This window comes from Chryseobacterium sp. (genome assembly GCF_022712095.1).
Taxonomy (GTDB): domain Bacteria; phylum Bacteroidota; class Bacteroidia; order Flavobacteriales; family Weeksellaceae; genus Chryseobacterium.
Window position 1 is genome coordinate 1 of record NZ_JALAHD010000053.1, and the last position, 9,410, is coordinate 9,410.

At 34.9% G+C, this 9,410-nt stretch carries 9 protein-coding genes; all 9 read left to right on the forward strand.

Annotation, left to right across the window (positions count from 1 at the left end; genetic code table 11):
* Nucleotides 1-132 precede the first annotated feature (132 nt).
* Entirely contained in the window at nt 133-537 is a 405-nt protein-coding gene (gene tssD / locus Q0A18_RS02645; protein WP_292008621.1) for a type VI secretion system tube protein TssD, read from the forward strand.
* Between the two features lie 152 nt (nt 538-689).
* Nucleotides 690-2,828, forward strand: coding sequence for a phage baseplate assembly protein V (locus Q0A18_RS02650; protein WP_292008622.1), 2,139 nt, complete (start codon nt 690-692; stop codon nt 2,826-2,828).
* 2 nt (nt 2,829-2,830) lie between these two features.
* On the forward strand, nt 2,831-3,880 hold the full coding sequence (locus tag Q0A18_RS02655; protein ID WP_292008623.1) for a hypothetical protein: 1,050 nt from the start codon (nt 2,831-2,833) through the stop codon (nt 3,878-3,880).
* 4 nt (nt 3,881-3,884) lie between these two features.
* On the forward strand, nt 3,885-5,237 hold the full coding sequence (locus Q0A18_RS02660; protein ID WP_292008624.1) for a PAAR-like protein: 1,353 nt from the start codon (nt 3,885-3,887) through the stop codon (nt 5,235-5,237).
* Nucleotides 5,238-5,852 carry a hypothetical protein gene (locus Q0A18_RS02665; protein ID WP_292008625.1) on the forward strand — a complete coding sequence of 205 codons (615 nt, stop codon included), beginning with the start codon at nt 5,238-5,240 and terminating at the stop codon, nt 5,850-5,852. It begins immediately after the preceding gene.
* Nucleotide 5,853: 1 nt separating this feature from the next.
* Complete coding sequence (locus Q0A18_RS02670; protein ID WP_292008626.1) at nt 5,854-6,312, forward strand: tetratricopeptide repeat protein; 459 nt, start codon at nt 5,854-5,856, stop codon at nt 6,310-6,312.
* A 78-nt stretch (nt 6,313-6,390) separates the two neighbouring features.
* On the forward strand, nt 6,391-7,245 hold the full coding sequence (locus tag Q0A18_RS02675) for a hypothetical protein (protein ID WP_292008627.1): 855 nt from the start codon (nt 6,391-6,393) through the stop codon (nt 7,243-7,245).
* A gap of 9 nt (nt 7,246-7,254) precedes the next feature.
* Complete coding sequence (locus tag Q0A18_RS02680; protein WP_292008628.1) at nt 7,255-8,499, forward strand: PAAR-like protein; 1,245 nt, start codon at nt 7,255-7,257, stop codon at nt 8,497-8,499.
* A 1-nt stretch (nt 8,500) separates the two neighbouring features.
* On the forward strand, nt 8,501-9,410 hold a 910-nt coding region (locus Q0A18_RS02685), incomplete at its 3' end, for an ankyrin repeat domain-containing protein (RefSeq protein ID WP_292008629.1).

A 9,410-nucleotide genomic window follows, 5' to 3' on the forward strand; every position in this document is an offset into this window, starting at 1 on the left:
GAATTACTACATGAAATCGTAGAATTACTACAAAAAATCAGATTTGTGTTTAAATGTTTTTGAGATTGAAATGAGGAAACTATCTTTGCTATACCAAATCACAAAATATTAATTTAGAAAAATTTGCAAATTATGGCAGCAAACTCAAGAGGAATCTTAAAATTCAACGGAAGCGAAGGACAAAAACTATTAAAGTTAAACTATAGTGTTTCCAGATCAACTGACGTTTCAGGACGAGTAGCATCAGATCCATCTAACGCGATCATTAAGCTTACTATAGAAGCTACAGAAAAATCAGATATCTTAGAAAGTCTATTGAACGGTAAATACAAGCCTACAAGTGGTGAAATTACCTTCAACAAATCTCACGAAGAAGGAACATTGATTACTTTGAACTGGGAAAACGGATATGTTATTCAACATGAAGTAGACTTCGATGCAATTGACAGTAACAATATGCTGATCAGCTTTATCGTAAGTGCAGAGAAGATTAACTATGGTAATGCTGCCTATGAGGGAGTATGGCCTGGTAACTAATAATAAAATCATCTTAGTAAAATAACAATTGGTACAGAATAGTTAATCCTCCGGGTGGCTATTCTGTTTTTTCATTTGAAATTAGGATAATCAATAGGTGACAATTGTATATTTTGATTTCATATTATTATTCATTTAAAAACACTGAGGTAATGATACAAAATAATAATTCTTCAAAAATATTAGATTCCAATAAAGTTAATGATTCTATCAATTCTGAGGTTAGCGAAAAAATAGAATCAAAAACTCAAAAGATAACAAAAAAACTTGCAGAAGTACAGAACTATGCGGGAACAGCTAATAATACCGCTAACATGTTCATGAATCAGACACTCCAGCCGAATACTTCTACTGTAACAGAAGAGTCTTTCTGGGCAAAACAACCTACGTCCGGAATACATAATCTGGCGGGAATCATTGAAAATCAGATTTTAGGGATCAATAGAGTGGTAAAGCTTGAGATTATCGTAGAAGGAAAAACAATCAGTCATTTTAAGCATTTTAAATTATCTCAGAGTGTGATTAAGCACCATGAGTTTTTTTTAATGTTAGCCCATGATACACTAGGGAATCAGGAAAACCATAATCTGGAAGAGGCCCAGAACTTTCTGGGAAAGCGTCTTACGGTAGTTTTTAAATATAAAGATGTAATAGAAGGCCCGGAAAGAAATTTTGTAGGTGTTGTTACTGAAGTAGGGTTCAGTCAGGAAAAAGGAAGTTTAGGAAATATAATTCTAAAAGGTTCAAGCCCTACGGTCTTGTTAGATACTGCCCCTCATATTCAGAGTTTTGGAGGAGCGCAACAGATCAGTCTGAACAGTATTGCGGACCAGGTAATACGTGAAGGATTGGAGCAGAATAAATTTGATTTCAGAGTGGATGCGCAGTACGGAAATGTTTCGTACAGCTCACAATACGAAGAAACACACTATAATTATCTTGCCAGAATGGCGGAAGCATATGGAGAACAGTTTTTTTATGATGGGGAAGTCCTGCATTTTGGTAAACTGCCTCCTCAGGAAAAACCTGTTAAACTAACCTATGGAAGTAGTGTAAATGATGTAAAAGTAAGAATGAAGGCTCAGCATGTAAACCCTACATTCTATGGTTATAATAGTAGTAAAAATGAAAAGCTGACAGCAGGAAGCTCAAAAATTAACCATACTTCAGATATAGCTAAAAGAGCCTATGAAATTTCTGAAAAGACATTTACAACTCCATCATTAAGAATAGCTCCGATAAAAGCATCTACATTTATGGATATTGATGCTTCCCAAAAAGGAACGGCGGGAAGTAAGGCTTCCGAAGTTTTTGTGACTTCGGGTACCACTACAGTTCCTTTTTTATATCCTGGATGTATAGTGGATATGGAAATGCGTAAAACGGGAACTAACCAAACTTCTTATTTTACCAAACTGATGATTACAGAGGTAACTCATGAAGTAGATGCCAGAGGGTACTATACAGGAACTTTTGAATCAATTGCTTCAGATACAGGATTTATTCCCCGCCCGGAATTTCATTTTCCAAAAGCGGAGGCACAATTTGCTAAGGTGATATCGAATACAGATCCTCTGAATCAGGGAAGAGTTCAGGTACAGTTTGACTGGCAGAACGGACAAAGCACTACAGAGTTTGTCCGCGTAATGACCCCTGACGGTGGAAGTAGTGATAAAGTAAGCAAAAATAGAGGCTTTATGGCTATTCCGGAGGTGGGAGATCAGGTAGTGGTAAATTTTGTTCATCAGCATCCTGACCGCCCGTTTGTAATGGGAGGAATGTTCCATGGTGGTGTTGGAGGCGGTGGTGGTGCCGGTAACAATATCAAAAGTTTAAGCAGCAAAAGCGGAAATATTATCCAGCTTAATGACGGTGCCGGAATCGAAATCAAAGATAAAAGCGGAAATCATGTAACATTGAGCGGATCCGGGGATATTACAACATTGGTAAGTAAGGATAATAATGAAGATATCGGAAAAAATCATACAACAAATGTAGGTACAAAAACCACTATAAATGTAGGGAAAGGAAAGAGTGTTTTAACGATGGATAACGCAGGGAATGTAAAGATTACCTGTGAAACGGAAATAAAATTTGAAACTGGAAATAGTTCTATTACGATGAAGAAAGATGGAACAATTGATATTAAAGGTAAAAAAATTACAATTGACGGCTCTGAAAATGTGAAAGTTGTTTCTGCTGCGAATGTAGAGGTAAAAGGAAGTGGTTCTGCTAAAGCAAACTTTAATGGTAAGACCAAAATTACAGGAAGTTCTGTAGATATTAATTAATTATGGAGGTTCATAAATATCCTGTGAAAGAAGGAGATACGTTAGAATCAATTGCAGCTGAATTGGGTTTAGGTAGTAAAGAATTAAAAAAATATCATAATACTAATTCAAGACCGCATGAATGGATTACAGAGGATAATAATTTATCTAAATGGATAAATATACTCTATATTCCCGATTCAATTGATAATTTGAAGAATCATAAAAATTCTTTAAAAACTCTTGATCTCGTTCAGAAGGAAATAGAACTCAATACATATTCCATCACCCAGAAAATAGATTTAAAGGTTTCAGGAAGTAGCCTTATAGATTCCGAAACCTATATGTCTTGGAATTACAAAAAGAAAAGAAAGAATGATACTTTTATTGGTGAATTGGAACAAGTATTTCATCAGGTAAAATATGTAAAGTCTATCTATAGAGCTTTAACTGAATACTTGCAGAAATTTAATAAACCTTTAGAGCATATAGTAGTAGAATTATCTGATACAGGAGAGGTTAGTGGAATAAATAATCAGGAGGAAATTAAAGACCGGTGGACTGAGCTTAAAAGAGAGCTGGTTTCTACATTAGGAAATACCTTAGAGGAAAAAAATATGTTGGAAAGTGGAGATCAAGATTTTTCAAATACTTTACCTTTAATAAAAAATAATATTTTATATGCATTATTTTTTACAGATCTATATAAGAAACATGAAATCAATGATCGGTTTGATGGAGGAGAAAAAAGAATCTATCCATCCCAGATTTTCAACAATGAAAATTCTCATATCATAACTAAAAAAAAAGTTGAAAGGGAAAATAAGATCATAAAGATTAAATTGTATTCAGAGAATGATCCTTTAAAGAACAGTCATCTACAGACTATTTATAATGATAAATTAAGAGCCTTCTTACAGGAAGATTGTAATTATATGATGACCTGGTCCGTAGAATATAACTTTGACATTGAAACCGGAGAGATGTTATTATGTAATTCTAAAATTAAAGAGCAAACAGGCAATAATTATTGTCATACTACAGAATATAATATAGAATTAAAAAGAGATTAAAGTTATGGCTAAGTTATATGTACCAGATGGAGCATGGCTTGTATGTTCTGATGGAATGAAAAAACAACAGATAAAAGTAACAAGCCAAAGCAAGATCAATATAGCCGGAGCACATTTACAGGCTACTGTGGATGATCGTCCTGGAGGAAACTTTATTTGTGGAAAAATGGCTATAGCAGGTGCTATTATCGGTGCTGTAGCAGGTCTGGCATTAGTGGCAGGGTCAATCATCACAGGGGGTGCACTGGCTGTTGCTGCCTGTGCGGCAGTAGGTGCGGCAGCAGGTGTCGGAGTTTCACTTATACCTTCTATTTGTGGAATGTTATTGAAAGATTGGACTCCTTTCGATAGCAATGTACTCATTACAAAAAAGCATCCTATAATGGAAAACTCACAGATACCATGCCGGTTAGGTGGAAATGTAATGATTCTCTATTCAGAGAAGGCAGCAGATGAATTTACAGATATTACACTCGCGAGAACGGGAGTAAACGTTTTAGGAGTTATTGCGTTATCTTACATACTTTATCCTGCTTTATCTGCTATAGGAACTACAGCAGTAACGGCAAAAACGACTATAGCAACTTTTGGATGGGGAGCAGGCGCAAATTATCTTGGAGGGGTTACATTAGCAGGAGTAACAGCATACGGAGTAGGATGGTCATTGGATCAGGGGAAAGGGGTAATATATTCTTCTGTCCCTACAGGAGAGGGAACAACATTAAAGAACTATATTGATGGTTTTGAATCTGAACCGGAGAAGATTGTACAAAATCATGCTGCAGTAGGTTCAGATGGAGATAAAGCTCTTTATGAACATACCAATGATGTTGGTGGTGCAACAGGGGTGGGAAAAGATACTGTAGGAAACAGAACATCAGAGTATACTGTTACAGAGAGAAGTACTTCCGTACGTTTAGACGATATTGAAGAACATGGTGTTACTACACGTACAGAATCAGGACGTGTGCAGGGGGCAGTTGAAGGTAGAAATCCTGTTGTTCAGCAGGGTACAAACGTCACTAATCAAGATTTCGGAGGACGATATCAAGAGATAGAGCAAACGACAACAACTACAAATTCACAGTACAGAAGTAACACCTTTGATTATAACTCGGTAAAAGAAACAGTAGGTACTAGTTTTAAGAATGGACTTTCCGATAATTTTGGAAAACCTACTTTTAGTACCAAAGATGGAGTAAGCAAAGGAGGTTTTTATATTGGGTTATTGCAGGATGCTTACAAAGGCATAACCAATTTTATATTGAAGGGACAGGCAGAAGATCTTATGAATGCATTAAAAAATGAAGAAGCTGAAGCAAGAGCAAAAATAAACGTACTGGCAGGGAAAGACTAAATGAGCATAAAGATAAATACTTTTGTTATTGAAAAATTTTTTTTAATCCTTTGGGGCTTTTATCTTTTATATACTTTGTTGCAAACAGGTTATGATTTTAGCCACCTTAAACATGAGAAATGGGAGAATGCCGAAAATCAAACCAAAGTATATTCCAGTAGAAGAAGTACTACGGTTACTTATACTTTTGTGAAAAACGAGATAAGTATAAGTAGAAAATACCCGGGATTAATTGAAGGGTTAAATACCTGGCTGTGGAATATAGATAAAAATAAGAATAAGGAGAATATTTCTTTTTATGTAAGAGAAAAAGACTTTCAGATGATCAAGGGGTATAGTATGACTCACAGATCTGATGAAATAAAACCGATTCCTTTTTTTGGATTAAGAAAAATTGATGAGGTTCCTGTAAAGTTCTTGCTGATATTAGATATTTGGAAATATTATTATAGTTGGTTGGTCTTTATACTGGTTATCATCATTCCCATGGGTATTATATATTTAGCCAAAAAAATTAAAAAACTGGAAGTTATAGAAGAAAAAAAAACTGGACCTTTTTGGGATTATTATATTTGGTTGATCATACTTTTCAGTGTCTTAAATTTAATAATATAATATGAAAAAGACTTTACAAATTATTTTAGGATTAATAGCTCTTGGTTTTTTAATCATTATTGTAAAGGAGAATTTCTTTACATCTGCAGAGACAAAATCATATAACGAGGGTTGGGAAGCCTATGAAAAACAGCAGTATGAATTAGCGGTTTTTCATCTTAATCATGTAAATCAGGAGAAATATCCTGATGTATCGGTTGCTTTAGGTTCCTCTTATCTGAAACTGGGAAATTATAATGAAGCAATTACTTACTTAAAGAAGGCTTATGATAAAGGATATGGGAAAGGTTCTCCGGATTATGATAAAATATTAAATTCTTTAGGTATCGCTTATATGAATGTAAAGGAATTTTCAAAGGCTAGAGACCTTTTACAACAAGCTGATAAATTAGGAAATCCTATGAGTAAGCATAATCTTCAAGTATTAGATTCTTTGGAGCAAATTCGGAGTTTAGAATAAAAAAATAATATAGTTTGCAACAGAAAAAGAAGGACAGGTAACAATAAGTAGAAGTTTAATAATCTAAATTCTTAATACATGGGATTTGAAAAACATCAAGAAGATCTATCTGATTTATCCGGTTTTAAATATGCCTGGTATAAAGAAGGGCATTATACCATTACTACAAAATCATATCTTACCCTCGGGAAAGGAAAGGCTAATGAAACAGAAATAGAAGAAGACTGGTGTATCAATCCTTTAGAATATGGGCATTTGACCATAAATTCGTCCACTCCTAAATATATTAAAGTGGATGGACAGATGAAGCCTTTTTATGAAATTCTTGAAAAGGTAAATAAAGCAACCGATGTTCTGAAATTTTTTTTAAGTGCCGATAAAAGTATTGAAAAGGTTGAAAATAAAGAAGAGATCCTAAATAAATGGCAGGAAATAAAAAAAGACCTTCGCTTTTATGAACTTGTTCGCAATAGCTATAATGAGTTTATTAGTGCTTATGATAAAGAGTTTACTCAAATAGATAATAATATTATACATAATTTATTATACCAGATTGTATTTTATCCCCTGCCTGTATTTGATCAGGGTGATATTAATTCTAAAATGCCGGATAGAACAGTATTGTCTACTTTATTTCCCGGGCAGAAAATTGACTATAGTTCAGAATATGAAATTTCGAAAGTATCCGGAAAAGGATATAAAGTATTGTTAAGAGGAAAAGGAAAAAATAATATACCCGAATTCAATAGAATTTACGAAAAGAATTATCAGACTACTTTGAAAATTCCAATGGATTATGATTATCATTTGGAAGGAGAATATATTTATAATGAAGATTCTGTTGTATCAGAAATCATGTTTCATGTGAAAGAGCAGCTTAATACAGAGATGCTTTATGTTTGTAGGTATCATATTAAATTAAACAACCATTAATAAGAAACAATGAGTCAATTATATATAGCACAAGATACTCCGCTTACCTGCAGTAAAGGGCGAAGGCTCATAGGGATTGGAGTAAGTTCCCAATCTTCCGTAAAGCTGAAAAATACGAATAAGCTTATGGCCACAGAGGACGATCGTTTTAAGGACAATTTTATCTGTCCCGAAATGATGGTAGCAGGTGCTGTAGCCGGAATAGCTGTAGCTGCAGCTTTTTCAGGAGGATTTTTTGTAATGGCTGCCGCTGCCTGGGCCGGAAGTGCACTTATAGATGACTGCCTGAATATATGTTCTTTCTTATGTAAAGGCAGTGATTGGAAGAAAACCCATTCTAAAGTAAAAATTGAAAATAAAAAACCTTTATTGCAGCATTCTAGTTTAGACTGCTTTATCGGAGGAAAAATAACTTTTCATTTACCCATAGCCCAGTTACAGGAGGCTTTGACGGCCAGTAAAATGGCACAGAATTCTTACGAGGATAATAATGAAAATACAGTAATAGATGGGTATTCCCGCATAAATACAGAAAGTCAGGAGGAGTTGGATAAATTGTTTGGTGACGGGGTACTTTCCCCAAAAGATTTTAATACTAATAAGGATGATGGTTTCTTCTCCTCCCTATACTATAATGATGAAACCAAAGAGTATTTTGTTGCATTCAGGGGTTCGGAAGCAGGAGATCAGTTTGTTAAAGACTGGTTCATAGAAGATGGAGGGCAGGCTTTTGGCTTTAATACTCCTCAAATTGAAAAAACCAGAAGTCTTGCGGAGAAAATGGATGAGGCTACAAATGGGAATGTTGTATTTACAGGACACTCATTAGGTGGAGGGAATAGTGCGATGGCTGCTTATTACACGGGACTCCCGGGTTATACTTTTAATGCGAGAGGAGTACATGATAATACATTGGAGTACCTTGATGAGAGAGGAGCGGCAGGATCCACTTCCAATATTATTAACTACAGTACCAGTAATGATATTCTGAACGGGCTACAGAATAACAGGGAAGGTTTGCTTGCCACATTATCTTTTTCGAGAATTCCGCTTCTTAATAAAGTGGCTCTTTTCGGAGGGCTTACCGGAGCAGCACCACGTGCTTTAGGAGAACAAAATGAAATATTTGGATATATACCAGATAACGAAGGGTTGGGAATCAGTACTTTAGGTAGCGGGCATGGTGACTATGTCAATGCAATGGAAGCTATGATTGCCACTATCAATATAGATGTTCAAGCTAATACTATGTAATATGAAATCAATAATTTTAATACTTTTTTCCATTATGACACTCTTATCCTGTTCAGACTTTAGTCTCAGATCGCGTAAAAAAGAAAACAGAAGTCAATATCCGCCTTCAGAAATGTTTAAAGGAGATGGTTTGCTGGCAGCTCAAAAGATGTTTGAAGGAGATCTTGCCGGAATGGAGCAGATAATTAAAGATAAAAAATTACCTCTGGATCAATTACAGGAAAAAAAAGGATATACCTTATTGATGTACGCATCTATCATTGAGGATTTAAAAGCCATGCGAAGATTGTTAGAATTAGGTGCCGATCCTAATATTGTAATTCCCGATGAAGGTTTTAGTACTCCTTTAAACCATGCGGTAGCCCTTAATAATTATGAGATGCTTGAATTACTTTTCAGCTATGGAGCCAATCCTAATCCGGCGTTAGGAGATTCGCCTATGATAAGCGCTATGATGCTGGGAGGCTTTAAGGATACAGAACGAAAAATGATTGATTATCTGCTTGAACACGGAGCCAATATCAATAACCAATCCTACGATGGAAGTAACATAATGAAGGCCGCAATAAGGGATGATCTGGATCTTGCTAATTATTTATTGGAGAAAGGCGGTACACCTTTTATTCCGGGAACAGATTTATGCCCGATGGCTGAATATATTGAATTTGAAGAAGCTAAACAAAGAAAACATCAGAAAACGGAAACCCCTTATTTTAAAAAATTATTGGATATTAAAAAACTGCTTATTGAAAAGTATAAAGTACAGTTCCCTGTCATAAAAGATACACTGGCTCAAACAGAACTTAGAATCAAACTTTATGAAAAGCTGGATGAAAGAGATAAAACTTCGGTTAATTTTAACGATAATTATGGAGAAAGGAGTTATAGGAAAAATTTAGAATCTGTAAAAA